The sequence below is a fragment of the Corallococcus sp. AB049A genome, assembly GCF_003668885.1.
GTDB classification, from domain to species: Bacteria; Myxococcota; Myxococcia; order Myxococcales; family Myxococcaceae; genus Corallococcus; species Corallococcus interemptor.
Genome location: NZ_RAWL01000034.1, coordinates 1 through 22,721, shown reverse-complemented (window position 1 = coordinate 22,721; position 22,721 = coordinate 1). Strand labels below are relative to the sequence as shown.

At 72.3% G+C, this 22,721-nt stretch carries 21 protein-coding genes; 12 read left to right on the top strand and 9 right to left on the bottom strand.

Features of this window, described 5'->3' with window-relative positions:
* Window positions 1-149: 149 nt before the first annotated feature.
* Together D7X55_RS06050 and D7X55_RS06045 are read left to right on the top strand one after the other, a co-directional pair.
* Entirely contained in the window at window positions 150-1,697 is a 1,548-nt protein-coding gene (locus D7X55_RS06050; protein ID WP_306437704.1) for a HAMP domain-containing sensor histidine kinase, read from the top strand.
* A gap of 102 nt (window positions 1,698-1,799) precedes the next feature.
* On the top strand, window positions 1,800-2,411 hold the full coding sequence (locus tag D7X55_RS06045; RefSeq protein WP_121722490.1) for a hypothetical protein: 612 nt from the start codon (window positions 1,800-1,802) through the stop codon (window positions 2,409-2,411).
* Between the two features lie 5 nt (window positions 2,412-2,416).
* On the opposite strand, the gene D7X55_RS06040 is transcribed toward D7X55_RS06045, so the two are convergent.
* Window positions 2,417-2,782: a response regulator gene (locus D7X55_RS06040; protein ID WP_120550849.1), complete on the bottom strand. Its 366-nt coding sequence runs from the start codon at window positions 2,780-2,782 to the stop codon at window positions 2,417-2,419.
* A gap of 73 nt (window positions 2,783-2,855) precedes the next feature.
* Window positions 2,856-3,203, bottom strand: a complete 348-nt coding sequence (locus D7X55_RS06035) for a helix-turn-helix domain-containing protein (RefSeq protein ID WP_121722489.1) — start codon at window positions 3,201-3,203, stop codon at window positions 2,856-2,858.
* Window positions 3,204-3,444: 241 nt separating this feature from the next.
* Here D7X55_RS06035 and D7X55_RS06030 point away from each other — a divergent pair, with 241 nt between their 5' ends.
* From D7X55_RS06030 to D7X55_RS06020, 3 genes are read left to right on the top strand one after another with little or no spacing between them, the layout of a single operon-like run.
* Window positions 3,445-5,019, top strand: a complete 1,575-nt coding sequence (locus tag D7X55_RS06030) for a GDSL-type esterase/lipase family protein (RefSeq protein ID WP_121722503.1) — start codon at window positions 3,445-3,447, stop codon at window positions 5,017-5,019.
* Window positions 5,016-7,268, top strand: a complete 2,253-nt coding sequence (locus tag D7X55_RS06025; protein ID WP_121722488.1) for a serine hydrolase domain-containing protein — start codon at window positions 5,016-5,018, stop codon at window positions 7,266-7,268. The genes D7X55_RS06030 and D7X55_RS06025 overlap by 4 nt, the downstream gene beginning before the upstream one ends.
* 13 nt (window positions 7,269-7,281) lie before the next feature.
* Window positions 7,282-8,163: a zinc ribbon domain-containing protein gene (locus D7X55_RS06020; protein WP_120550853.1), complete on the top strand. Its 882-nt coding sequence runs from the start codon at window positions 7,282-7,284 to the stop codon at window positions 8,161-8,163.
* On the opposite strand, the gene D7X55_RS06015 is transcribed toward D7X55_RS06020, so the two are convergent.
* Window positions 8,160-9,233, bottom strand: a complete 1,074-nt coding sequence (locus D7X55_RS06015) for a hypothetical protein (protein WP_121722487.1) — start codon at window positions 9,231-9,233, stop codon at window positions 8,160-8,162. The genes D7X55_RS06020 and D7X55_RS06015 overlap by 4 nt on opposite strands.
* Before the next feature lie 324 nt (window positions 9,234-9,557).
* Between D7X55_RS06015 and D7X55_RS06010 the strand changes: the two genes are divergently transcribed.
* Both D7X55_RS06010 and D7X55_RS06005 read left to right on the top strand, forming a co-directional pair.
* Entirely contained in the window at window positions 9,558-9,914 is a 357-nt protein-coding gene (locus D7X55_RS06010; protein ID WP_147470032.1) for a hypothetical protein, read from the top strand.
* Window positions 9,915-10,081: 167 nt separating this feature from the next.
* A complete protein-coding gene (locus D7X55_RS06005) occupies window positions 10,082-11,557 on the top strand; it encodes a serine hydrolase domain-containing protein (RefSeq protein ID WP_121722485.1) in 1,476 nt (491 codons plus the stop codon).
* A gap of 1 nt (window position 11,558) precedes the next feature.
* Here the strand turns inward: D7X55_RS06005 and D7X55_RS06000 are convergent, their stop codons facing one another.
* Together D7X55_RS06000 and D7X55_RS05995 are read right to left on the bottom strand one after the other, a co-directional pair.
* Window positions 11,559-12,215 (bottom strand): metallophosphoesterase, encoded by a 657-nt coding sequence (locus D7X55_RS06000; protein WP_120550857.1) that lies wholly within the window; start codon window positions 12,213-12,215, stop codon window positions 11,559-11,561.
* 86 nt (window positions 12,216-12,301) lie between these two features.
* Complete coding sequence (locus D7X55_RS05995; RefSeq protein WP_120550858.1) at window positions 12,302-13,162, bottom strand: sigma-70 family RNA polymerase sigma factor; 861 nt, start codon at window positions 13,160-13,162, stop codon at window positions 12,302-12,304.
* Between the two features lie 305 nt (window positions 13,163-13,467).
* Between D7X55_RS05995 and alr the strand changes: the two genes are divergently transcribed.
* Window positions 13,468-14,679, top strand: coding sequence for an alanine racemase (gene alr / locus D7X55_RS05990; protein WP_199746874.1), 1,212 nt, complete (start codon window positions 13,468-13,470; stop codon window positions 14,677-14,679).
* Here alr and D7X55_RS05985 read toward each other — a convergent pair whose 3' ends face one another.
* Window positions 14,680-15,714 (bottom strand): lysophospholipid acyltransferase family protein, encoded by a 1,035-nt coding sequence (locus D7X55_RS05985; RefSeq protein ID WP_370450120.1) that lies wholly within the window; start codon window positions 15,712-15,714, stop codon window positions 14,680-14,682.
* A gap of 98 nt (window positions 15,715-15,812) precedes the next feature.
* Between D7X55_RS05985 and D7X55_RS05980 the strand changes: the two genes are divergently transcribed.
* Window positions 15,813-18,572: a M1 family metallopeptidase gene (locus D7X55_RS05980; protein ID WP_121722482.1), complete on the top strand. Its 2,760-nt coding sequence runs from the start codon at window positions 15,813-15,815 to the stop codon at window positions 18,570-18,572.
* 76 nt (window positions 18,573-18,648) lie between these two features.
* Here the strand turns inward: D7X55_RS05980 and D7X55_RS05975 are convergent, their stop codons facing one another.
* Window positions 18,649-19,401, bottom strand: coding sequence for an enoyl-CoA hydratase (locus D7X55_RS05975; RefSeq protein WP_121722481.1), 753 nt, complete (start codon window positions 19,399-19,401; stop codon window positions 18,649-18,651).
* 11 nt (window positions 19,402-19,412) lie between these two features.
* The gene (locus tag D7X55_RS05970; RefSeq protein ID WP_120550863.1) at window positions 19,413-20,333 is read right to left on the bottom strand and encodes a ribose-phosphate pyrophosphokinase; all 921 of its coding nucleotides are present in this window, start codon (window positions 20,331-20,333) and stop codon (window positions 19,413-19,415) included.
* Window positions 20,334-20,456: 123 nt separating this feature from the next.
* Here D7X55_RS05970 and D7X55_RS05965 point away from each other — a divergent pair, with 123 nt between their 5' ends.
* From D7X55_RS05965 to orn, 3 genes are all read left to right on the top strand, one after another.
* A complete protein-coding gene (locus D7X55_RS05965; RefSeq protein WP_120550864.1) occupies window positions 20,457-21,143 on the top strand; it encodes a phosphoribosyltransferase in 687 nt (228 codons plus the stop codon).
* A gap of 23 nt (window positions 21,144-21,166) precedes the next feature.
* A complete protein-coding gene (locus D7X55_RS05960) occupies window positions 21,167-21,622 on the top strand; it encodes an archease (RefSeq protein ID WP_120550865.1) in 456 nt (151 codons plus the stop codon).
* A gap of 106 nt (window positions 21,623-21,728) precedes the next feature.
* Window positions 21,729-22,280 (top strand): oligoribonuclease, encoded by a 552-nt coding sequence (gene orn, locus D7X55_RS05955; RefSeq protein WP_014393105.1) that lies wholly within the window; start codon window positions 21,729-21,731, stop codon window positions 22,278-22,280.
* Here the strand turns inward: orn and D7X55_RS05950 are convergent.
* Entirely contained in the window at window positions 22,277-22,645 is a 369-nt protein-coding gene (locus D7X55_RS05950) for a response regulator (protein ID WP_120550866.1), read from the bottom strand. The genes orn and D7X55_RS05950 overlap by 4 nt on opposite strands.
* Between the last annotated feature and the right edge of the window lie 76 nt (window positions 22,646-22,721).

Here is a 22,721-nt window from a genome sequence, read left to right as displayed (position 1 = left end):
GCCGGGCCTCGGGAGGCCGGCTCCTTTTGGGGGCGGTGTCCGGGAGGGCCGGCCAGCGGCCGGGGCGCGAATCCACGATATCGGACGCTTGTTGCTTTCCTCAGGAAGAGGACGGCAACCAGGGGGGTTGGCGCGGCTCGGGAGGGAGGATGCGAGACCATGATGAAGCGGGACGCCAGCCGGAGGCTCGCACGGGGGGCGCGATGAGCCTGCGCGCGTTCTTTTCCACCGTGGTGGGTGGGCTGGTGCTGCTCACCATCATCTCCGCCACCCTGCTCGTGGTGCTGACGACCGCCCTGGAGCGGATGACCTCCACGCTGAGTGAATCCGTGGAGGGGGTGCGCCAGGCAGAGGAGCTGGAGGTGGACCTGCTCGTCCACTCGCGCCTCCTGGCGTCGCCGGACACGCCCATGGTGGCGGACCCGTCGCGCGGGCGCACGCCTCCCCAGCTGGAGTCCGACCTGCGCCGCCAGATGGTGGAGATGCACGCCATCGCGTCCACCGACGAGGAGCGCCAGACCGTGACCCAGGTGCAGCAGCAGGTCTACGCGTACCTCGCCGCGCAGCACGCGCCGCTGGGCCCCAGCGTGTCCCAGGCCCAGCACGAAGCGACGGCGATGGTGTCGCTGGACGCGTCGCTGCGCTCGCTGGAGCGCCTCATCCAGATCAACGTGGACCAGGCGCAGGAGGCCCGGCAGCGCGCCACGCGCTGGAGCGAGACGGCCAACCTCATGGGGCTGGTGCTGGGACTGCTGGTGCTGGCGACGCTGGGGCTGGTGGTCTTCTGGCTGGGCCGCTTCGCGCTGCGTCCGGTGACGGCGCTGCGCAGCGCGATGGCCGGCTTCGGCCGGGGCGGGCGGCACCTGCGCGCGCCGGAGGAGGGCCCGTCCGAGCTTCGCGACATGGCGCGCACCTTCAACGAGATGGCGGACAGCCTGACCCACCAGCAGGAGCAGCAGCTGGCGTTCCTGGCCGGCGTGGCGCACGACCTGCGAAACCCCCTGTCCGCGCTGAAGCTGTCCACGGCGCTGACGGGCCGAGGAGAGCTGACGCCGGAGCGGATGCAGCGCACGCTGTCGCTGGTGCGCCGGCAGGTGGCGCGCCTGGACCGGATGGTGGGGGACCTGCTGGACGCGACCCGCATCGAGGCCGGCAAGCTGGAACTCCAGCCGGAGGTGCGCGACACGCGCGAGCTGGCGCGCTCCGTGGTGGAGCTGTACCAGTCCAACGAGTCCGGGCACGCGCTGGACCTGGTGATGCCGGACACCCCGGTGCTGGTGCGCGCGGACCCCGCCCGGCTGGAGCAGGTGCTGACCAACCTGGTGAGCAACGCGCTGAAGTATTCCCCTTCGGGCAGCCGCGTGGAGGTGGCCGTGCGCGGCGACGCCGGCCACGTGGTGCTGGCCGTGACGGACCAGGGCATCGGCATGTCGCCGGAGGACCTCCAGGGGCTCTTCATCCCGTTCCAGCGCGCGGGCAACGCGAAGCAGCGCGCGCCGGGCGTGGGGCTGGGGCTGTCCGTGTCGCGGCGGATCATCGAAGCGCACGGCGGCCGCATCGAGGTGGAGAGCCGCCCCGGCCAGGGCTCCGTGTTCCGCGTCCACCTGGCCCGGGTGTCCTCCGGCCCTCCTGAGCCGTCCGCGCCCTCCGACTCCGAGGAGGAACCCGGAGCCGAGGGCTCCAGCGCGGTGCACTGAAGGCCAGGGCAACCGTTGCCTGAAGCGGGCGCGGGTGAAGCGGAGGGATGCGCCCGGGCGGGGCAGGGCGTACCTTGCGGCCCCATGTCAGGAGCCGTCTGGATGAAGAAGCAGTCCTCCCGGGCCGTGCCGCTGGCCGCCGCCCTGCTGGTGCTGGGCGGGTGCGCGGGCCGCACGCGGACCGAGCCCCCCGTGGCCTCCGCCGAGCCCGTGCGTCAGTCGCCGTCCTCCGTCGTCCAGTCGCGGGAGGGGGGCTTCAGCGTGACGTTCCCCGGCCCCGTCACCGAGGAGCGGCGCGTGCAGCCCACCGACGTGGGCGAGGTGACGCTGCACACGTTCATCGCCGCGCGCACGCAGGAGGACACCGCCTACTACGTCTCCTATACGGACTTCCCGCTCGCGGCGGTGGCCCAGGTGCGCCCGCGCGACGTGGTGGACCGCGCCAGCCAGGGCGCGCTGGAGGCCCTGGGCGCGACGGCCATCACCGCGAAGCCGCTGCAGATGGAGGGCGGCTTCCCGGGCCAGGAGGTGGGCGGGCTGTCCGGTCCGCGACGCCTGCGGGGCCGCTTCTTCATGGTGGGCCCGCGCCTGTACCAGCAGCTGCTGCTGCACCCGGAGGGACGCGCGCCCGAGGACGCGGACCGCTTCTTCGACTCGTTCCACCTGGACCCGGCCATGGCGGTGAAGCTGGGGCAGCGGACCACCGGGGGCTGAGGCCTTCAGTGCAGCGGGTGCACGAAGCGGCGCACCCCGGCGAGCAGGGCCTCCCGGTCGAAGGGCTTGGCGAGCACCTCGCGGATGGCGGGGTGCCGCTCCTCGGAGGAGGAGAGGGCCACGACGGGGAGGTCCGCGAAGCGCGGCTCGCGGCGCAGCGTGTCCAGGAGCCGCCAGCTGTCCTTGCGCGGCGTCCACATGTCCACCAGCACCAGCGCGGGGCTGGGGTGTGACTCCAGCCACGCGAGCGCCTCGTCGCCATTCGCCGTGGCGGCGACGGTGTGGCCTTCCGCGAGGAGGATGTCCACGAGCGCGTCGCGCAGGTCGCTGTCGTCCTCGACGAGGAGGAGGGTGGGAGGCGCGCGGCTCATGGGCCCCGACGCTTAGGGCAATCAAGACAGGAGTGACAGGGAACATCTGCCGGGTGCGACCGGCAACGCCTGCTCAACGCTCGTCGAACATGGCCTGGAGCACGCGCCAGGCGAGCTTCAGCTCGGAGCCGGAGCGGCTCGCGAGGAAGTCGCACAGCTCCGCCACGCCGTCCGCGCGCTCCGACTCGAAGGAGTGGAAGAGCGTCTTGAGTGACACGTCCAGTCCCACGGACAGTTTGCCCAGCGTGTCGAGCGACGGAGAGAAGGCGCCCCGCTCGATGCGGCGGATGGCGTCCACCGACAGGTCACTGCGTTCCGCGAGCGCTTCCTGCGTGAGCGACCGGCTGTTGCGCATGCGGCGCACGTGGTCGCCAAATCGCCGGTGGAGCTTCGTCCACGTTGTGAGCCGGTTCTTCGCCATAATCGCGGCGGATAATTTGGGGCCGCGACGCGACATGTGAAGGGACCCTGTTCGCGGCCTGACCCTGCATTTGCGCTGGGGGCGCAGAAAACCGGTTCTTCCGCGCGCGCTCCGGGCCTGGACGTGTGGTGCCTGACGGAATGGGTGTCCGGGATGGCACGCAGGGGCGGCCCGCATGGCGGCCGAGCGTGGGGTCCAGAACATGCGTGTCCCCGGGCTTTCGTCTACGCTCGCGGACCACATGACGGTTCTCGATGTCTCGCGGGGGCTCTGGCGGGCGGGGCTGCTCGCTGTCCTGGCGGGGGTCCTGCTCCCCGGGTGCGAGTCCCGCACACCCCCTCACCGCTTCCCCCTGACGACGACGCCCGCGACGGACTCCGTGCCGGCGCCGCAGGGGGCGGGTGCCACGCGCCCCACGTCCGAAGCGTCGCAGCCTTCCGCCAGGCCCGAGCCCGCGGTGGTGCCCGCGTCCGCGAGCCTGACCGCGCCCGCCGCGAGCAAGCCACGCCGCTCCGAGTTCCGCGCGCTGCCGCCCACCAGCGAGCGCGGCGGACAGCTGCACGCGCTGGCCACGCGGCTCAAGGCTCCGGGGGGCAGGGTGGAGGACCCGTGCCTGGAGACGGATGACACCGGCTGCGCGCGCTCCGCGCTGACGCCGTTCTACACCGCGCTGGACGGGCTCCTCGAGACACCGGGGACGACGCCCACCGTCATCGCCGCGTTCGGCAACTCGCTCATCGCGGGGGACCGCATCGTGGACGTGGTCCGCGAGGATCTGACGGCGGGCTTCGGCGACGGAGGCCGGGGCGTGCTGCTGGTGGACCGCATGGCGCCCTACGGCGGACGCAATCGCACGGCCGCGGTGAGCCATGGCTGGCAGCCGCGCACGCTGGGCGAGCTGAAGGCGCCGCCGCACCCGTTTGGCATCACCGGCGTGTACCACCTGGCCACGGAGGACCGCGCGCGGGGCCGCTTCAAGCTGGAGGGCGAGCCGCGCGGCACGCTGTGGTGGAAGGACGTGAAGGGCGCGGGCCCCCTGGTCGTGTCCGTGGATGGCACGGTGCTCGCGCGCACGGAGCCTCGGGGGGACGGGGCCAGCCGCACCACGTCCTTTGAGTTGCCCGCGGGCGCGAAGTGGCTGGACGTCACCGCGGAGGGCAGGGGCGCCATCGTGCAGGGCGTGGTGCTCCAGAAGGACGAGGCCGGCATCGTGCTGGACATGCTGGGCGTGCCGTCCGCGGATGCCACGCTGTATGCCCGGCTGGAGGAGGACGCGCTGAAGGCGCAGCTGCAGCAGCGCGACCCGAAGCTGCTGCTCTTCTTCCTGGGCGGCAACGAGTCCAAGCGCCTGGAGTGGAAGCGCACGGACCTGCCCACCGTGCGCCAGGACCTGGCCGCGCTCCTGCGCCGCACCCGCGCCGCCGCGCCGGGCAGCGCGTGCCTGGTGGTGGGCCCCATGGACGCGGTGCAGGACGGCCACGCGAAGGGCAAGCCCCTGACGCAGCGGCCGTTCCTGGAGGCCACCATCCAGGCCGAGCGAGAGGTGGCGCTCGCGGAGGGCTGCGGCTTCTTCGACCTCTACGCGGCGATGGGCGGCGCGGGGTCGCTCGCGCGCTTCAACCAGGCGGGGTTCATGCACGACGACCTGGTGCACCCGCGCGGCCACGGCCTGGACCTGCTGGGCCAGCTGGTCTCCGACGCGCTGCTGGCGGGCTGGATGGACGACGGCGCGGTGCCCGCTCCGGCGCTCAAGACCGCGAGCGAGGATGCCCCGGCCAGCAGTGCGAGCAGCGAGACCGCGGAGGCGGTGCCATGAAGCGGCTCTTCGTCGCGCTGTGGTTGGTGGTGCAGGCCGGGCCCGCGTTCGCGCAGGAGGCCCCCGCGGCTCCGCCGGAGTCCAGCGCGCAGGTCGCGCCCGCGCCGGACGCGAAGGCCTCCTCCGGGTTTCCTCCGGAGGTGCAGCGCGCGCTGGACGCGCTGGTGCGCGCGGACCTGAAGCAGGGCCCCACGGCGGGCCTGTCCGTGGGCGTGATGCGCGGCGGCCAGCGGTGGATGCACGGCTACGGCTACCGCGACCTGGCCAGGAAGCTGCCGGCCACGGTGCGCACCACGTACCGCATGGCGTCCATCACCAAGTCCTTCACGGCGGTGGCCGTGATGCAGCTGGCGCAGGCGGGCAGGCTGGACCTGGACGCGGACATCCACACGCTGGTGCCCGAGTACCCGGTGAAGCAGTGGCCGGTGACGGTGCGGCAGCTCTTGGGCCACCTGGGCGGGGTGCCCACCTACGACAGCCCGAGCGCCGGCAACAACACGAAGCCGGTGACGACGAAGGAGGCCATCGGGCTGTTCGCGGACCGGCCGCTCGTGTCGGAGCCGGGCACGCGCTACCTGTACACGACGTGGGGCTTCAACCTGCTGGGCGCGGCGGTGGAGACGGCCTCCGGCCAGTCCTACCGCGAGTACCTGCGCGACCACGTCTTCGGCCCCGCGAACATGAGCCACGCGGACGTGGATGACATCAGCACGCGCGACGCGCAGCAGGCGGTGGGCTACCGCATCTCCGGCGCCACGCTGAAGCCGTCGCGCTTCCTGGACGTCACCAGCCGCTTCGCCGGTGGAGGCACGCGCGCGACGGTGGAGGACCTGCTGGGCTTCGCGCGCGCGGTGCTGGACCACCAGCTGGTCACGCGCGAGACGATGGGCCGCATGCAGGCCACGATGGTGACGCGCGACGGGCACATCACCGACTACGGCATGGGCTTCGCGACGTATCCGCTGCGGGGCCACTACCTCGTCGCGCACGCGGGCGGACAGCCGGAGACGACGACGCTGCTGGTGATTCTGCCGGCGGAGGACACGGCCATCGCGCTGGCCACCAACGTGGAGGACGAGGCGAAGCGGCTGCGCCGGCTGTCCATCCGGTTGATGGAGACGGTGCTGGACGAGGGCGCGCCGGCCCGGGGCGGCCACTTCACGGACCCCGTGGACGCGGTCGTCCACGAGGGCATGGGACGGCTGGCCAGCTACGGGCTCGCGTACCACGACTGGGCCACGCGCGGGCCGGGCATGCTGCCGCCGGAGACGGACCTGGCGGGGGCCTTCACGAAGGTGTCCGCGCTCTTCGACCGCGCGGCCATCGCCCGGGACGGCCGGGGCGCCATGGAGCGCATCCGCGGCGCGCACGAGCCTCGCGGCGAATCGCTCTTCATCCGCGTGGGCGCGCACATGGCGGCCACGGTGGAGAAGGCCATGGGCGCGGAGCGGCTGCGCTCCTACCGCACGCAGGGCGCGGCGGGCTTCTTCGCGGACTACCTGGCCGCGTGCGAGTCGCTGAAGTGCCCGGAGGCGGAGCGCTTCAGCCCGGCCGTGCGCGGCGACGTGGCCCGCTTCGTCGCGGGGTGGAAGCGCGCGGAGGTGCCGGCGCTCAAGCGCACCCGGCTGGAGGCGGCGAAGGACCCTGAGAAGCTGTGGCCCGCGCTGAAGGAAGCGGCGGTGCGCGCCCCCGCCGTGCGGCCGGACTACACGGACGAGCTGCTGACGCTGGCGGACCGCGCGAAGCGAAAGCCCTCGGTCCGGATGCGCTGGCTGGAGCGCGCCACGGAGCTGCATCCGGAGTCCATGGACGCGCACCTGGCGCAGGCCGTGGGGCTGATGGAGGCGGACCGGGAGGCGGAGGGCATCCCGCACGTGCGCGAGGCGTTCGAGACGCCGGAGGGCTCGCTGGTGCTGTCGCCCGCGGGCTTCCTGAAGCGGCTCCTGGACACGCGCTCGCCCAGGGTGGCGCGGGGGCTCTTGAGGGCGGCGGTGACGCTGCACCCGGACGCGCCGGAGCTGTGGGACGCGCTGGCGAAGCGTGAGCGGGCGCTGGGGGACGCGGGCGCGGCGAAGAACGCGCTGGCCCAGGCGAAGCGGGCCCGTCAGGTCCGGGCCGCGCAGGAGGCCCGAGCTCCGAAGGCGCCGGGCATGGTGACCCCCGCGGGGAGCACGCCGGGCATGGTGGCCCCGGCCGGGAGCACGTCGCCCTCGGTGCCGGTGGATCCCGAATCTCCGCCGGAGCCGTGAGAGGATGGGCGCGATGACGCCCTCCTGTCCTTCCTGTCAGGCCCCCTTCGCTCCCGGCGCGGAGACGTGCGCGCGGTGCGGGGCCTCGCTGCTGGTGGCCCCGGCCCCCGGCGGCGCCGAGCCCGTCTGCGCCGTGCACCCCGAATGGCGGAGCGTGGCCACGTGCCAGCGCTGTGGCGCGTTCGCCTGCGCCCGCTGCCTGCGCCAGGGCCCCGAGGGCGCCATCTGCGCCACCTGCCACGAGCGTGAGCCGCTGGGCCAGCTGCCGTGGGACCAGCGCGAGGAGCTGGGGACGCTCAAGGCCTTCTGGCGCACGTGCTTTGGCATGTTGATGCGGCCCACGGAGACCCTGAAGGGCGTCAACCCGGACGCGTCCGTGGGCAGCTCCATGGGCTTCGTGCTGCTGTCGGCCATCGCCGGCTTCCTGAGCACGTGCCTCCTCTACATCGTCATCTTCGCCGTCGTCCTGGGGTTCATGCCGGACAGGGAAATGCGCGCGAATGAGCAGGACGTGAAGCTGTGGATGACCGTGGGCATGGGGGTGGTGACGCTGCTCACGCCCCTGTTCGTCACCGGCATGACCCTGGTGAACGCGGCCGTGGACCACCTCATCCTCCGCATGGGCGGCGTGGAGCGCGGCTTCTCCGTGACGATGCGCGCGCACGCCCTCTCCCATGCGCCGTACATCGTCGGCGTGATTCCCTTCGTCGCCGTGTACGCCGCGCCCTTCTGGGCCATGGGCCTGCGCGTCTTCACCTACCGGACGCTGCACCGCACCAGCTGGGGCACGGCGGCCGCGGGCGCGCTCATCGCGCCGTTGCTCTCCTGCTGCCTCTGCGGCGGCGCCTACGGCGCCATCATGTTCGCGACCCTCAAGAGCACCGGGCAGTTCTAGGGCTGCGCGGACGCGGCCGTGGCCCCGTGCGGCACCCGCGAACCGGGCTCCGGCCAGAAGCGCGCGGCCCGGAACCCGTCGAAGGACGCCGCCAGGCGCCGCGTGCCCACGTCGTAGACGCGCACCTGCGCCTCGCCCGCGAGCAGCAGCAGGTCCCCGCGCGCCATCGCCCGCACGGGGCTCTGGGCGGGCAGGGCCAGGCACTCGGGTTCGCCCAGGTGGCCGTCCTCCAGCTCCCAGCGCACCGGCATCATCAGCGCGGTCTGCTCGCCCGCGGTCTGCCACGCGAACAGCGGACCGCCCCGCGACTCCACGCGCGCCCAGCCGCCGAAGACGTCGTGCCCCCGGCGCGGCACCACCGCGTCCAGCCGGGCCGCGTCGTGGCTGTCCTCCTCCAGGCCCTGCGCCACCAGCGCGTCCGCGTCCCCGGCCACCGTGGAGGACACCAGCATCTCCGTCGTGGTGAGCGCGAACACCGCGTCCGCGTCCCCGCGCGTGGCCACCGTCTCGATGCGCTTCCACGCCCCCGCCTCCAGCCGGTACGCGTGCGCGAGCCCCGCGCCCTCGTCCTCCTCCGGGATGGGGATGCGCCGGCCCTCGAAGAGGAAGGCGTCGTCGCGCCGCACCAGCTCGCCCGTGTGCGCGGTCAACGCCACCAGCCGCCCCACGGAGTCGAACCCCACCGCGCCCGTCAGCCCCTCGTCCGGGAGCAGCTGCGCGACGCCCTGGCCCGACGTCAGGTCCACCACCCACACGCGCCCGGGGCCGCGCGCGCTGCCGGCCGGGTCCCGCACCGCCGCGTGCTTCCCATCCGCGCTCCACGCGAGCTGCAACCCGTCACACGCCGCGTCCACCGTGACCAGGGCCCTGCGTCTGCCGTCTGACTCCAGGCGCAGCCACGTACAGCCCGACGGCGCCGCGTCCTGCAGCACCGACAGTGAGAACGGCGCCACCTTCACCCGCACGGCCTCCGGCGCGGCCACGGGCACGGCCGGCGAGGAAGCCTCCGGGGGCTTCTGGCAGGCGCTCACGAGGAGCAGGGCGCTGATGAGGTTCGAGGTGCGGGCCATGTTGAACTCCTCCGGAAAATGACGCTGTCCACGGAATATGTCAGAGCCCCGGGGGCGGGCGGAAGATACTCGCAGCTCAAATCTTCAATCCATGGTCAAGCTTGGCTTAGCGCGTCAGGCGCCAAAGATTCGGAAAGCGGGGTTCCCGCGATGGAACTTTGAAAGGCTTTGGCCGTATCCCATCCAACAACAACCTGACGGGGGCATGACATGAAACGGTCATTTCGAGGCATGTGGATGGCCGCGGGCCTGGGGCTTCTGGGAGTCTGGGCTTGCGCGAGGGGTGGTGCACCGGCGGACGCGCCGGGTGCGGAGGAGCGTGCCATGGCGACAGCGGCTCGGGTGAGCGTGGATCTCTTCAGTGGCCGGGAGGCGCCCTCGTGGGCGCTGTCCGACGAGGACGCTCGCGCCCTGCGCGAGTCGATGAACGCGCTGCCCGAAGGCAAGCGCGCCCTGCCCGACCCGGGGCTGGGCTACCGGGGCTTCACGGTGACGTGGGCGGACGGTGCGAAGGCCACGGTGTACCGCGACGTGGTGCAGGTCGTGGAGGGCGGCCGTACGTCCTTGCACGAGGACGCGCCGCGCGCGGTGGAGTCGCGGCTGTTGTCCGCGTCCAAGGCACACCTGGATCCGCAGCTGTTCTCGATGGTGTCTTCACAGGTGCAGGCGGCTCAACCCTGAACCCACGACAGGGCTCTACGGGCGCGCGGCGAAGCACTGCCATATTGAAGACACTCGCGTTCGTCATGGCCAAACCATGACGAACGCGAGGAGTGGCCAAGGCCCAAAGGCAGTCATGACTTCGTAGGTTGACCGTCTGTCCCCGCGGGTCAACCCCGGAGTCCGTCATGTCCCAAGCCGTCCCTCGCTTCGTCCCGGCGCTGTTCCTGGGCTGTTCGGCGGTCGTCCTGCTCACGGCGGCCGCCCCACCGTCCACCATGCAGTGGACGGCGCGGCCCTCCGAGTCCGCCCGCGTCGCGCGGGTGGAGGCGAGGCTCGCGCCGCTGGCGCTGCCGGGGGAGAAGCCGCAATCCCTCTCCGTGAAGCGCTGGATGGACCTGTACCGCATCCCGGGCCTGAGCGTGGCGGTCTATGACAAGCACGCGCTGGTGTGGAGCAAGACGTATGGCGTGACGCAGGCCGGCGGCAAGGAGCCCGTCACGCTGGAGACGCTGTTCCAGGCCGCGTCCATCAGCAAGCCGGTGACGGCGCTGGCCGCGCTGCGCGCCGTGGAGCAGGGCCAGCTGTCGCTCGACGCGAACGTCAACGACGCGCTGAAGTGCTGGAAGGTCCCCGACAACGGCTTCACGCGCGAGCAGAAGGTGACGCTGCGCCGGCTGCTCAGCCACAGCGCGGGCCTCACCGTGCACGGCTTCCCCGGCTACGGCGTGGGCGAGCCGCTGCCCACGCTCCAGCAGATCCTCGACGGACAGAAGCCCGCGAACACGGAGGCGGTGCGCGTGGACACGGTGCCCGGCACGGAGAACCGCTACAGCGGCGGCGGCTACGTCGTCGTGCAGAAGCTCTTGATGGACGTGACGAACAAGCCCTTCCCTCGGCTCATGAAGGAAGCGGTGCTGGAGCCGGTGGGGATGAAGCACAGCACGTTCGAACAGCCGCTGCCCCCGGAGCTCGCGGGGCGCACGGCCGCGGGCACGCGCGCCAGCGGGGAAACCGTGGAGGGCCGCTGGAAGGTCTACCCGGAGCTGGCGCCCGCGGGGCTGTGGACGACGCCGTCCGACCTGGCGCTCCTCCAGATTGAGGTAGCGAAGGCGAAGGCCGGCAAGTCGCAGCGCGTGCTGTCGCAGGCCATGACGCGGCAGATGCTCACGAAGCAGTCCGGGCCCTCCGGGCTGGGCTACATGGTGGATGACGCGTCGGACCGCTTCGAGCACGGCGGGTGGAACGAGGGCTTCACCGCCACGGTGATGACGCTGGGGGACTCGGGCAGCGGCGTGGTGCTGATGGCCAACTCGGACAACGGCGTGCTGCTCTTCGAGCGGATCATCGCGAGCATCGCCGCGGAGTACGGCTGGAAGCCCGTGCCGGACCACCTGAAGTCGCCGGTGATGACGGCGGACCTGCTCTCGCGCGTGAAGGGCGCGGACGCGGTCATCGCCTGGGCGCGGAAGACGAAGGGAGTCGGCCTGTCGCCCCAGGTGCTCGGCCACGTGGGCTACGGGATGATGATGTCCGGCAAGACCGAGGACGGGCTGAAGGTGTTCCAGGAGAACGCGGCCCTCTTCCCGGATGACCCGGAGGCGCAGGAGGGCCTGCGCATGGCGACGATGAAGGCCGGCAAGACGCCGGGCGCGAAGCCCTGAGCTAGAGCGCCATGTACGCGCGTGCCGCGGGCACGGAGTAGAACTTCCCTTCCGGCAGGACGTACGCGGTGAGCTTGCCTCCGTAGACGCAGCCGGAGTCCAGGCCCACCGCGAACGGGTGCTTCTGCAGGCCGCGCATGGCGTCGTGGCCGAAGATGACCAGCTCCGGGCCCTTCCACAGGCTGCCCCAGGGCTCGCCCGCCTCCAGCCGCTTGGACGGCGTCCCGTCCGCCGCGATGCTGCGCAGGTTGAAGAGGAACTCCTCCCGCTGCTCCGTCAGCGGCACGCCCGGCACCAGCCCCGCGTGCACCGCCAGCACGTTGAGCTCCGGCAGGTGCAGGTAGGAGGGCAGGGTCTCCATCCAGGCCCAGTCCGCGGCGCTCAGCGTGTCCAGCACCTGGCGGTGCTCCGGCTTGAGCTTCTTGCCCTTGGCCGCGCGGCCTCCATGCCAGCGCAGCACGTGCGCGTCGTGGTTGCCCTTCACCGCCAGGAAGCCGTGCTCGCGCGCCCGCCGCACCACGCCGGCGGAGTCCGGCCCCTTCGCCACCAGGTCGCCCACCAGCACCACCCGGTCGCCCGGCTTCCAGTCACACGCCTTCAGGAGCGCGTCCAGCTCGGCGGAACAGCCGTGCACATCTCCAATGAAGAGCGTTCGCATCTCCCTCCCTCTTTAACGCACTGGCCTCGAATGCCCCGCCCGGATTCTCGGGCACGTCGCGCGGGGACGGCCGCTCGCGCGCCGCGTTATTCGGGAGGCGTGCGCAACAGCCGGCTGAGGCTCACGTCCAGCTGGCTGGAGATGAGCCTCAGCACGCTGTCCAGCTGGGAGCGCGTCAGCCGCAGCCGCTCCGTCAGCCGCTGCCGCGTCCCGTCCAGCAGCTCCTCCTGCGCGCCCACCACCCAGCGTGCGGCCGTGGAGCGGTGCACGCCGTACAGCGCCCCCAGCTGGTCGATGCCCAGCCCGTCCAGGTACTTCAGCCGCAGGAAGTTGCGCTGCCGGGCGGACAGGGCCGCGAGCGCCGCCTGGAAGGACGCGCTGAACTCCGCGCGGTAGGTCTGCTTGAGGTACGCCAGCTCCGGGTCGTCCCCGGGCGCCACCAGCATGGACAGGTCGCCGTCCTCCGACTGCGCCTGCCCGGAGCGCTGCCGCTGCCAGTCCAGCGCCAGCCACAGCGCCGCCGCGCGCACCCAGCCCGCCAGCGGCCCGGTGCCCGGGTACGCCGCCAGCCGCGCCGGGGCCTCCGTGCTGCCCACCAGCATGCGCTGCCGCAGCGCCTGGCGGACCTCGTCCAGCCCGGCCGGGGGCAGCTTCAGCCGCGCCACCGCCGCGTCCACCTCTGGCATCAGGCGCTGCTCGAACGTGGCCAGCGCCGCGGGCACGCCGTCCGCCGCCGCCCGGGCCAGGTACACGTCCGCCATGTGCAGCCGGCCCCAGGCGTCCTCGTGGCCGTCCGCGGGGACCAGCCGGGCCAGGTGCGCCGCGAAGCGAGGCCCCTCCAGCGGGATGTCCGGCCAGGACTGCCGGGCGGATTCCAGGGCCTGGGCCAGCCGCTCCTGGAGGACGGGGAGGGCGCCTGCCGGCTCCGTCCTTCCTCGGGCGGTCATGAAGGCCTGGGCTAGGGGCAATTCCGGGGAGGCCACGGAAGGGACACTATCATCGGCCCCTGTCGCGACGCCGTCTCACCCGACATGTCGCGCAGCGGCTCCCACCTGTCAGGTGTCCCCCGGCACACGCTGCCGCGCCGCGCGTGTCCACCCGAGCACGCCCCTCTGGCCGTGGAGGGTGGGATTTCCTGGAGCGCCCTCGTCCGCCCGAGTGGCATCCAGCCCTGTGTGGCCCTCCGGCCACGGCCGCCCATGGCCTGCGCTTTGCTGGTAGAGGCGGGAGCGACGTGAGCGGGTGCGGAGGTGTGAACGTGCGGGATGTCGGAGCCGGGCCGGGTGATGCGGTGTACTCCTCGTGGCTGGAGGTGAGCGCGTCCCACCTCGAGCACAACGTGGCGGCGTTCCGCGCGCTGGAGTCCTCCGGTCCCACGCCCCGGGCGCTGGGCGCGGTGCTCAAGGGCAACGCCTACGGCCACGGCCTGGCGCAGGTGCTGCCCGTGGTGCACGCGGGCGTGGACGTCCTCTACTTCATCGCGCCGCAGGACGCGCTCACGGTGCGCGCGCACGAGTCCGCGCGCGGGCTGCCCGCGCGGCAGGTGGTGGTGCTGGGCGCGGTGGCTCCGGAGGAGGCCGTCGTGCTGGCGCATCAGGGCATCGACGTGGTGGTGGCGGACCGCTCCTGGGCGGACGCGGTGCCCGCCCTTCGCGCGGCGAAGCTGCCGCGTCCCTTGCGAGTCCACGTGCACATCGACACGGGCCTGGGCCGCGAGGGCTTCACGTTGGATCAGCTGCCGCGGGAGACGCGGTTCCTCGCGGACGCGCCGGACGTGTTCGAGCCGGTGGGCGTGCTCAGCCACTTCGCCAACACGGAGGACGTGACGGAGCAGGCGTACGCGCTGGCGCAGCTGGACGCGTTCGAGACGGCGCTCGCGCACCTGTCCGCGCAGCTCAAGCCCGCGAAGCCGTTGCAGCGGCACATCGCCGCCAGCGCCGCCGCGCTGGTGCTGCCCCGGGCGCGCTACGAGGCCGCGCGCGTGGGCATCTCGCTGTACGGGCTGTGGCCCTCGCCGGAGACGCGGCTGTCCGCGCGGCTGGTGCTGGGGGAGCTGCCGGTGCTCAAGCCGGTGCTGTCGTGGCGGTGCAGGAGCCAGGTGGTGAAGTGGCTGCCGGCGGGCGCGTACGTGGGCTACGGCTGCACGTACCGCTGCCCGGAGCCCACGCGCATCGCGGTGCTTCCGGTGGGCTACTACGACGGCTATCCGCGCCTCGCGTCCGGCAAGGCGCACGTGCTGGTGAACGGGCGGCGGTGCGCGGTGCTGGGCCGCGTGATGATGAACCACCTGATGGTGGACGTGACGCGCGCCACCGCCGACGAGCGCCCGGTGACGGCCACGCTCCTGGGCCGCGACGGCGAGGAGTCCGTGTCCGCCGAGTCCCTGGCCGGCTGGGCGCAGACCATCCACTACGAGCTGGTGACGCGCCTGGGCGCGCACCTGCGCCGCGTGGTCGTGGAGTAGCTACTTCGACGGCGTGCCCTCGGTCAGGCCGGGGGACGGCGCCGTCGTGAGCGCCGGAGGCTGCACCTTCCAGCGGCGGTGCAGCCACAGCCACTGCTCCGGGTGCCGGCGGATGGCGCGCTCCAGCGCGGCGGTGACGCGCGCGGTGTGCTCGGTGATGGGGTCCGCGCACTCGCCGGGCTTCGGCGGGAGGATGGGACCCTCCACCTCCAGCTTGTAGCGCGCGCCCGGACCCGGGGGCCGCACGCCCATCACCACGAACACCGGCACGCCCGTGCGCTCGGCGGCCACCGCCATGGCGGGCGTCGTGGACGCGAGCCTTCCGAAGAAGGGCACGAACACGGCGGACTTCGCGGGCAGCGCCTGGTCCAGCAGCATGTACGCGGACTCGCCGCGGTTCACCGCGTCCGTAATCTCTTGAATCGCGCCCTTCGGGTAGATGAGCCCCGCGCCCGCGCCCAGCCGGTTCTCCGCGATGCGCGTGTTGAGCGCGCCCTTGAGCGGCCGCACCAGCGCGTTGAGCGGGATGCCCCAGCGGATCAGCATCTGGCCCACCAGCTCCCAGTTGCCGAAGTGCGCCGTCACCAGCAGCGCGCCCTTGCCCGTGGCCACGTGTGCCTTGAGCGCCGCGAAGGCCTCTTCCCCTTCGATGCCCTGCTGGTCCCAGTCCGGCGTCATGCGGTCACCGGACGGCAGCGACTCCACCACCACGCGCGCCATGGTGAGGTACGCGCCGCGCGCGATGTCGTGGCGCTCGGCCTCGCTCTTCTCCGGCATCGCATGCGCCAGGTTGTCCAGCGCCACCTTGCGGCGGATGCCCAGCGTGTAGGCCAGCCTCGCCACGAAGCGCGCGAGCGCGTCCCGCGCGTCCGGTGACATCGCCGTGAGCAGCGCCCAGACGCCGCGCGTCAGGAACGCCACGATGGGGCCGGGTGGTGAACCGATGATGCGGCGCAGGTGCTCCGGAGGCCGTTTCTCCTCGGGAGGGGTGTTCGTTTGCACTGGCAGCGGATGCGGGGAGAGGGGAGCGGACACGGCGGCGCACTCCATCGCGAAGACGACCTGACAGCAAGGCCACGCGCTGCTTGCACGTCGCTACCTTGCCAGGCCGCTCTGGTCCACACTGCGCGGCCATGCCCAACCTGCTCCGTCCGGTGGCCCTGGCCACCGCAACCTTCCTTGCGGCATGTGGTGCCCGTCAGGGCAACGCTCCCGCTCCTGGTGCCGTTGAAACGCCGCCCGCCGTCTCCGGGCCCAGCGCGGCCGCCGCGCCCAGGCCGCCCGCGCTGCGGCTGCCGGACGACGTGCGGCCCACGAAGTACGCCATCGTGCTGAAGATGGATCCGAAGGCGGAGTCCTTCGAAGGCACCGTGGACGTGATGCTGGAGGTGGCCAAGGCCACGAACGTCATCTGGATGCACGGCAAGGGCCTCATCGTGAAGGAGGCCACGCTGGAGCAGGCGGGCGTCACGCAGACGCTCAAGCCCTCCTCCGCGGGCGAGGACTTCCTGGGCCTGACGCTGGACAAGCCGCTGGCGGTGGGCGGCGCGAAGCTGCACCTGACGTACACGGGCACCGCGTCCGAGCGCGAGACGTCCGGCGCCTTCCGCGTCAACGAGGGCGGCGACTGGTACATCTACACGCAGTTCGAGCCGCTGGGCGCGCGCCGCGCGTTCCCGTCCTTCGACGAGCCCGGCTTCAAGGTGCCGTGGCAGCTGACCTTCCACGTGCCGGAAGGCAACGTGGCCGTCACCAACACGCCGCAGCTGGCGGAGGAGAAGGGCGCGGACGGCTGGCACATCTACCGCTTCGCCCCCACGCAGCCCCTGCCCAGCTACCTCATCGCCTTCGGCGTGGGCCCGTTCGACTTCCTGCCCGCGCGCGACGCGGGCCAGAAGCAGGTGAAGACGCGCATCATCACGCCGCGCAACCGCGCGAGTGAAGGCGCGTGGGCCGCGAAGGTGACGCCGGAAATCCTGGAGCGCCTGGAGGCGTACTTCGGCATCCCGTACGCGTACGAGAAGCTGGACGTGCTCGCGGTGCCGCTGATGGGCGGCGCCATGGAGAACCCGGGCCTCGTGACGTTCAACTCGCGCCTCATCCTGGCCAGGCCGGAAGAGGATGCCGTGTGGCGCCAGCGCGCGTTCGCGGGCACGCAGGTGCACGAGCTGGCGCACCAGTGGTTCGGCGACCTGGTCACCATGGCGTGGTGGGACGACCTGTGGCTCAACGAGTCCTTCGCCTCGTGGATGACCCCGCGCATCCTGGAGTCCTGGCAGCCCACGTGGGACGCGCCGGTGGAGCGCGTGCAGGACCGCAACGGCGCGCTGGACGCGGACAGCCTGGTCGCCGCGCGCTTCATCCGCCAGCCCATCCAGGGCGCGGGTGACATCCAGAACGCCTTCGACGGCATCACCTACGGCAAGGGCAGCGCGGTGCTGGCCATGGCGGAGACGTGGCTGGGACGCGACGTCTTCCAGAAGGGCATCCAGCGCTACATCCGCGCGCACGCGGGCAGGAACGCCACCGCGAAGGACTTCCTGGACGCGCTGTCGCAGGAGTCCGGCAAGGACGTGGCCCAGGTGATGAACAGCTTCCTGGACCAGACGGGCGCGCCCTTCATCACCGCGACCCTGCTGTGCGACGGCGGCAAGCCGCGCGTGGCCCTCACCCAGGAGCGCTACGTGCGCCTGGGCTCCAAGGCCCCGGACGCGCAGTCGTGGAAGGTGCCGGTGTGCGTGAAGTACCCGGGCGCGTCCAAGGACGCCACCGCGTGCACGCTGATGACGGACACCCAGGCGGAGGTCGAGCTGCCGGAGGCCAAGGCGTGCCCGGCCTGGGTGTTCCCCAACGCGGAGGGCGCGGGCTACTACCGCATGCGCCTGTCCGACGACACGCGCGCGAAGCTGATGAAGTCCGGCCTCACGAAGCTGTCGCGCGCGGAGCGCGTGGTGCTCCTGAGCGACTCGCTGGCGCTGGCGCAGGCGGGGCTGATGCCCGCGGCGGACGCGCTGCCGCTGCTCTCGGGCGTGGCCGAGGACCCGGACCGGCAGGTGCTGGAGGCGGGCCTGGAGTTGATGGACCTGGTGTCGTCGCGGCTGCTCACGGAGGCGCAGGACGCGGACCGCGCCCGCTACGTGCGCGACACCTTCGGGCCGCGCGCGCGCAAGCTGGGCTTCAAGCCGCGCGCCGGTGAGAGCGAGGACCTGCGCCTGCTGCGTCCGCGCCTGCTGGAGCTGGCCGGCAACGAGGGAAATGATCCGAAGCTCGTCGCCGAGGCGCGCACGCTGGCGGAAGCGTGGCTCAAGGACCGCAAGGCGGTGGCCCCGGACGTGGTGGGCGCGGTGCTGTCCATCGCGGTGGAGCACGGCGACGCGGCCCTGCACGGCAAGCTGATGGAGGCCCTGCGCGGCGAGACGAGCCGCTACCAGCGCCAGCAGCTCCTGGGCGGCCTGTCCCACGTCACCGACCCGAAGCTGGTGAAGGCGAACCTGGAGCTGCTGCTCGACCCCAAGCAGGACATGCGTGAGAACCTGTGGCTGCTGATGGGCGCGTCCCGCGACGCGCGCACCCGCGACACCGCGGTGGAGTTCATGAAGACGCACTTCGACACGCTGGTGGGCACCGGCGACAAGCCGGGCCTGATGCCGGAGGGCATGGGCTCGCGGCTGCCGTACATGGCCGCCGGCTACTGCGACGCGGGCAAGCGCAAGGAGGTGGCCGCCTTCTTCGAGCCCCGCACGGACAAGGTCCCCGGCTCCGAGCGCGTGCTGCGCCAGGTGCTGGAGATCGTCGACCAGTGCATCGCGCTGAAGCAGGCCCAGGGCGCGAGCATCGGCGCGTTCCTCTCCAACAAGGCCAAGACGCCGCAGGCGCCGCCCGCGCCTCGCTAGGGACTTGAAACGACGCCGGGTCCGCGTGCTGTGCACGCGGACCCGGTGGTGTGCTGCGTCCTTCTTCGCGAAAGGGCTACTTCCGGCCGCGCGACATGAAGGACATGAAGGCTTCCTTCGCCTCGTCGGAGGTGAGGCGCTGGACGAACTCGGCGCCCTCGCGCTTGAGCGCGGCGTCCACCTGCTCGCGCAGCGGGCCGCGGATGAGCGCCTTGGTCACCTTCAACGCCTGGGCGGGACGCTGGGCCAGGGCGCGGGCGCGCTCGGTGGCCACTTCCTTCAGCTGCGCCTCCGGGACGGTCTTGTTGATGATGCCGGCGCGCAGCGCGGTGGCCGCGTCGAACGGGTCTCCGAAGAGCAGCAGCTCCGACGCCAGCGCGAAGCCCGCCGCGCGCGGCAACAGCAGGCTGCTGGCGCCTTCCGCGCACAGGCCCAGGTTGACGAAGGGCATGGCGAAGCGCGCCTTCTCCCCGGCCACCACGTAGTCGCAGTGCAGCAGCATGGTGGTGCCAATGCCCACCGCCGCGCCCTCCACCGCGGCGAGCACCGGCTTGCTCATGGCGGCCAGCGCGCGCAGGTAGCGGAACACCGCGCTGTCCTCGCCCGTGGGCGGGTGCTCCAGGAAGTCGCCAATGTCGTTGCCCGCGGTGAACGCGCCGCCCGCGCCGGACAGGAGCACCACCCGGACGTCGTCGCGGCGCTCCGCCTCCTGGAGCGCGGCGGTGGCGGCCTCGTACATGGCGTGGGTGAAGGCGTTCTTCTTCTCCGGCCGGTTGAAGGTGACGGAGAAGACCCCGGCGTCGAGCTGCGTCAGAAGCGTGTCGGACATGGCCGGGCAGACTAACGCGCGTCGGGCCGCAGTGCGCGCAAGAGCAGCGGGGCCAGCGTCACCACCTGATGCGGGAAGGGCAGGTCCTGCCGGTGCTCCACACTGTCCGTGCTGACCAGCCGCTTCACGGGCACGCCGTGCAGGCGCTCCAGCGCGGGGCCCACCAGGAGGGCGTGCGTGGTGGCGAGGATGAAGTCGTCCACGCAGCCCTCGCCCTTGAGCTCCTTCGCCGCCGCCGCCAGCGTGCCGCCGGTGGACACCATGTCGTCCACCAGGATGGGGCGCATGCCGCGCACCTGGCCCAGCAGGCCCAGCGTCTCCACGTCGTTGCCGCTCAGCCGCGCCTTGTGCACCACCGCCCACGGGCGGCCGAGCAGCTTCGCCAGCGCCTCCGCGCGCTTCACCGCGCCCAGGTCCGGCGCCACCACCACCGTCGTGTCGGAGACATGGGGGCGCAGCGCGTCCGCCAGGAGCGGCAGCGCGGACAGGTGCTCCAGCGGGGCGCCGAAGCAGCCCTCCAGCGCCGGGTTGTGCAGGTCCACGGTGAACACCCGCGTGAAGCGGCCATGGGACACCATGTCGGCCACCAGACGGCCACCCAGGGGCTCGCCGGGCCTGGCCCGCCGGTCCTGGCGCGCATAGCCCACGTACGGAATCACCGCCTCCAGCGACGCCGCGCCCGCCCGCCAGCACGCGTCCGCGAGCAGCAGCAGCTCCATCAGGTTCTCCCCCACGGGCGGCGTGGAGGACTGGAGGACGACGACGCGGCGGCCGCGCACCTCCTCCGGGGGCACTTCGATGTGCAGTTCTCCATCCGGGAAGCGCTCGCGCTTCACTCCCACGGGGTCCGTGCCGAACGCCTGGGCGAGCGAACGGCCGAGGTGGGGACTGGCACTACCGACAACGAGGGCGATGGGCGTCATGGTCCGCACCCTAGCGCGGGAGCCGCTCGTGGTGCCCTGGCCCCCCGGGCGTGCCGCCAGGAGAGCCACTGAACGTGCCTCCGCCGCCGCGCTCGAGGGCGAAGAGCACCTTCCGGGGGTGGAGGCTGGCCAATGCGTTTCCGGGACAGGGCGGAGGCGGGACAGAAGCTCGCGGGGGTGTTGACGCCCTACCGCTCCGGGGACGTGTGTGTGCTGGGGCTGACACGCGGCGGCCTGCGCGTGGCGTACGAGGTGGCCCGGGCGCTGGGAGCCCCCCTGGACCTGTGGGTGGCGCGCAGGCTGCGCGTGCCGGGGAGCCGCCTCTCGCTGGGCGCGGTGACGGAAGGGGGCGGGCTGTTCCTGGATCCGCAGGCCGCGGTCCAGACGAAGCTGTCCGGGGACGTGCTCCAGCGCTTCGTGCACCAGGAGGTGGACGACGTGGAGCACCAGGCCCGGCAGCTGCGCGGCGGCCTCACGCCCCGCATCCGGGGCTGCACGGTGCTGCTGGTGGATGACGGGATGGTCACGGGCGCCACCGTGGCCGCGGCGCTCCTGGCGCTGAAGCAGCAGGGCGCGCGCCAGCGCGTCGTGGCGGTGGGCGTGGCGACACCCAAGGCGCTGGAGCGCATCCGCGGCCGCGCGGACGCCGTGCACGCGCTGACGCTGGACCCTGGCCTGCGCGACGTCTCCGAGGCCTATGACACCTTCCCCGCGCTCACCCAGGACGAGATGCGGCGCTGGCTCACCCGCGCGCGGGAGGCCCATCCCGCCCGGAAGTCGGACGTGGCGCCGGACCTGTCCGGCGGTTGGTGGTTCTGACGACGAGGACATGAGGAGGACGTATGGACGTGGACACCGTGCACGCGGAGGACCGCAGGCCCCGGACGCACTGGGAGCACTTCACGCGCGACGAATTGCTCGGGGTGCGCGGCGTGGGCCGCTCCATGGAGCAGGCCTTCGAGATGGCGGCGCTGGCACTCTGCGCGTGGGTGACGGACCCCCGGAGCGTGGAGGCGCACGAGGAGCTGGAGGTGGCCTGCCAGTCCGCGGACCACGAACAGCTGCTGGCGGACTGGCTGCGCGCGGTGGTGGGCGCCATGGCCGGACGGCGCCTGCGCTTCCAGTGCTTCGTGGTGCGCCTGGATGGATTGAACCTCTTCGGCCACGGCTTCGGTGAACGCGCGGGGCAGGCTCGCCATGGTGCCTGCGTAGCGGTGACGGGCGCGTCGTTCACGCGGCTGTCCGTGCGCCAGGAGCCGGAGGGCGTGTGGACCGCCGAGGCGCTGGTGGACTTCTAGGACCGCGGGCAGGCACAGCGGGAGGATTCGTCCACGACACAGATGCGCCGGGGCTCCGGGCTGCTATAGGGACACTTCCCTCTTCGCGACCAGGACCCTCCGGAAAATGGCTTCTCGTGACATCCGCTTTGTGTGGCTCGACCTGGAGATGACGGGCCTGGACCCCAATACCTGCGGCATCATCGAGGTGGGCATCATCGTCACGGGTCCGGACCTGCGGCCCCTGGGAGAGTTCGAGCGCGTCGTCTGGCAGCCGGAGGAGATGCTCCAGCGCATGGAGCCCGTCGTGCGCGAGATGCACACGAAGAACGGCCTGCTGGAGAAGGTGCGCGCGTCCACGTCGTCCCTGCGCGTGGTGGAGCGCGAGGTGACGTCCTTCATCGCGGACTACTGCGACCTGGGCGAAGGCATCCTCGCGGGCAACTCCATCCACACGGACCGGCGCTTCCTCATCGACCACATGCCCATGGTGGACCGCTACCTGCACTACCGCATGGTGGACGTGACGAGCCTGAAGGTGATCACGCGCGCCTGGTACCCGGCGCTGGTGGAGCCGCGCAAGCCGCCCAGCGGGCACACCGCGCTCGCGGACCTGCGCTCCAGCATCAGCGAGCTGCAGTACTACCGCGACGTCCTCTTCCGCGCGACGCCGGGCTAGGCGCGAGGCCCGTCCGCGGGCAGCTGCTTCTGGATGGTGCCCAAGAGGTCGTCCAGCTCGAAGGGCTTGGCGAGGAAGTGGGAGCTGGCGCGGCGCTCCTCGTCCGTGAGGCGGCCCGCGCTCATGACGACCACGGGCAGGTCGCACAGGTCCGGGTGGGCGCGGATGCGGCGCAGCAGCTCTCCGCCGTCCATCACCGGCATCATCAGGTCCAACAGCACCAGGTCCGGCTTGGACGCCAGCATCCGCTGGAGGCCCTCGTCGCCGTTGTAGGCGGTGGCGATGTCGTAGCCCTCCAGGGACAGGATGTCCTCGAGCGCCTCCACGATGGCCAGCTCGTCGTCCACGATGAGCAACCGCTTCATGCGCGGCCCCCCTCTACCGTCCGTGCACGGCCCGGGACCCCTGCCGGCCGGGAGGCCGGGGGTGGGGGGGACGGAA

What these genes read in the sequence shown, in the direction of transcription:
- D7X55_RS05975 (WP_121722481.1), bottom strand. Translation starts at nt 19,401, where the DNA reads ATGTCCGACACGCTTCTGACGCAGCTCGACGCCGGGGTCTTCTCCGTC.
- D7X55_RS06045 (WP_121722490.1), top strand. Translation starts at nt 1,800, where the DNA reads ATGAAGAAGCAGTCCTCCCGGGCCGTGCCGCTGGCCGCCGCCCTGCTG.
- D7X55_RS05980 (WP_121722482.1), top strand. Translation starts at nt 15,813, where the DNA reads ATGCCCAACCTGCTCCGTCCGGTGGCCCTGGCCACCGCAACCTTCCTT.
- D7X55_RS06050 (WP_306437704.1), top strand. Translation starts at nt 150, where the DNA reads ATGCGAGACCATGATGAAGCGGGACGCCAGCCGGAGGCTCGCACGGGG.
- D7X55_RS06020 (WP_120550853.1), top strand. Translation starts at nt 7,282, where the DNA reads ATGACGCCCTCCTGTCCTTCCTGTCAGGCCCCCTTCGCTCCCGGCGCG.
- D7X55_RS06025 (WP_121722488.1), top strand. Translation starts at nt 5,016, where the DNA reads ATGAAGCGGCTCTTCGTCGCGCTGTGGTTGGTGGTGCAGGCCGGGCCC.
- D7X55_RS06005 (WP_121722485.1), top strand. Translation starts at nt 10,082, where the DNA reads ATGTCCCAAGCCGTCCCTCGCTTCGTCCCGGCGCTGTTCCTGGGCTGT.
- D7X55_RS06035 (WP_121722489.1), bottom strand. Translation starts at nt 3,203, where the DNA reads ATGGCGAAGAACCGGCTCACAACGTGGACGAAGCTCCACCGGCGATTT.
- D7X55_RS05960 (WP_120550865.1), top strand. Translation starts at nt 21,167, where the DNA reads ATGGACGTGGACACCGTGCACGCGGAGGACCGCAGGCCCCGGACGCAC.
- D7X55_RS06030 (WP_121722503.1), top strand. Translation starts at nt 3,445, where the DNA reads ATGACGGTTCTCGATGTCTCGCGGGGGCTCTGGCGGGCGGGGCTGCTC.
- orn (WP_014393105.1), top strand. Translation starts at nt 21,729, where the DNA reads ATGGCTTCTCGTGACATCCGCTTTGTGTGGCTCGACCTGGAGATGACG.
- D7X55_RS06015 (WP_121722487.1), bottom strand. Translation starts at nt 9,233, where the DNA reads ATGGCCCGCACCTCGAACCTCATCAGCGCCCTGCTCCTCGTGAGCGCC.
- D7X55_RS06010 (WP_147470032.1), top strand. Translation starts at nt 9,558, where the DNA reads ATGGCGACAGCGGCTCGGGTGAGCGTGGATCTCTTCAGTGGCCGGGAG.
- D7X55_RS05950 (WP_120550866.1), bottom strand. Translation starts at nt 22,645, where the DNA reads ATGAAGCGGTTGCTCATCGTGGACGACGAGCTGGCCATCGTGGAGGCG.
- D7X55_RS06040 (WP_120550849.1), bottom strand. Translation starts at nt 2,782, where the DNA reads ATGAGCCGCGCGCCTCCCACCCTCCTCCTCGTCGAGGACGACAGCGAC.
- D7X55_RS05995 (WP_120550858.1), bottom strand. Translation starts at nt 13,162, where the DNA reads ATGACCGCCCGAGGAAGGACGGAGCCGGCAGGCGCCCTCCCCGTCCTC.
- D7X55_RS06000 (WP_120550857.1), bottom strand. Translation starts at nt 12,215, where the DNA reads ATGCGAACGCTCTTCATTGGAGATGTGCACGGCTGTTCCGCCGAGCTG.
- D7X55_RS05965 (WP_120550864.1), top strand. Translation starts at nt 20,457, where the DNA reads ATGCGTTTCCGGGACAGGGCGGAGGCGGGACAGAAGCTCGCGGGGGTG.